General features: G+C 56.7%; 1 protein-coding gene. It reads left to right on the top strand.

Annotated elements, in window-relative coordinates; genetic code table 11:
* Positions 1-338: 338 nt before the first annotated feature.
* Positions 339-851, top strand: coding sequence for a hypothetical protein (locus tag HP556_RS00785; protein ID WP_175365544.1), 513 nt, complete (start codon positions 339-341; stop codon positions 849-851).
* The last annotated feature ends 508 nt before the right edge of the window (positions 852-1,359 follow it).

Here is a 1,359-nt window from a genome sequence, read left to right as displayed (position 1 = left end):
CCTCAGCGCCAATGGTACTATGGCTTAAGCCCTGGGAGAGTAGGTCGCTGCCAGGCCTGCAAAGGACAAAGAACCCTCAACTACGATATCAATACAAAAAACGCCGCTTCCTTCGGGAAGCGGCGTTTTTTGTTGTCTGGATTCTGCACTGATCTCGGGGAATTAGAGCAGCATGCGCGCTCATCACGGCGGTCGCAGCTCCTCAAGACGCCGTTTCCGTTGCCGTCCCTCATCCTGAGGAGCGGCAGAGGTCGATCGCAAAAAAATCCAGTCACGATTCAGCGCAGCCTTTTTTGTTTCCGGCGTGATCGCCAACAGGCGCTTGCGGGGCTTTCTCAATGTCGATCGCGGTGACGACCCGCATCGACCGAGATCATTCAGCCGCGATCCATCATCAAAATCCGAACCCGCTTAGTGCGGTCCGATTGAGCTCATTCAGGATCGCGCTCGCCCGAGCGAGGGAAGTGAAGCGATCCGAGATCCGAAAAGGCTGCGATTGGAAGAACGGATTGTTCCTTCGCGCAACGGCATCGCCGCTGCTGCGCAGTCCGCTGGCGGGCATCTTGCGCACCGATCGCTTTTACCAGCGCCTTTGCATCTGCGTACTCACCACGGCGCTGCAGCATCGTTGTGCCGTCTGCCTGATAGTTCTCAACAGCAGATGGGGCATTGATGCCCGCGATGCGCAGCAGCTTGTGGCATCATCGTGCGAGCCAAAGCGTATCGGAGGATCCGGATATCCCTGCAATTCAATGCGGAATCCTGCTGTCATCATCGCAGCGCACTATGATTCGGCGTCGACTTTACGCACACGAAAAACGCGTGACGATTTTCTGACGATTGGGCGTTGACAGCTTCGAGAGTGCGAGACTATAAACCGGCCACTGAGCGCGGCGGCGCCGGGGCCCACGGGTCCGGGACGGTTCGACGCTCAGAAGCACCTCAACGCGATGTGTGAAGCACCAGCCGACAGTTTCGGTGGGTGTTTTGTCGTCGGGTTGAGCTGTCAGGTTTTTGCAAGGAAGCTTGGCGGATCTCTATCGGTGCAATGGTCTGCTGCTTGTTTCGAACGAAATAATCGGCGCACTGCGAAGAAAGAGGTTGCTTCCTTCCTCTGGAGGGTCTACTGGTTCGCTCCCTTCGGGGCGCTGGCATCCACTGGATGCCGCCTGATGGATCTCACTTTGGAAGATCTGAAGATAGAGATTTCTCCCTCCTGGGGAGATTGACGCATCTGCGTCGGGCTGTTTGACAAGTTAAATTGAAGAAAGAGAAACGTGGACGGCGGAGTCCTTGCGGGTCTCGTTCGATGGAAGCTTCGGCTTCTTGAGACGGGGCCGGACGAAAGACTTCGGCGGT

This window comes from Tardiphaga robiniae (assembly GCF_013359755.1).
Classification (GTDB): domain Bacteria; phylum Pseudomonadota; class Alphaproteobacteria; order Rhizobiales; family Xanthobacteraceae; genus Tardiphaga; species Tardiphaga robiniae.
Note: the sequence above shows the minus strand (reverse complement) of the source record. Positions and strands in the feature narration are given on the sequence as shown.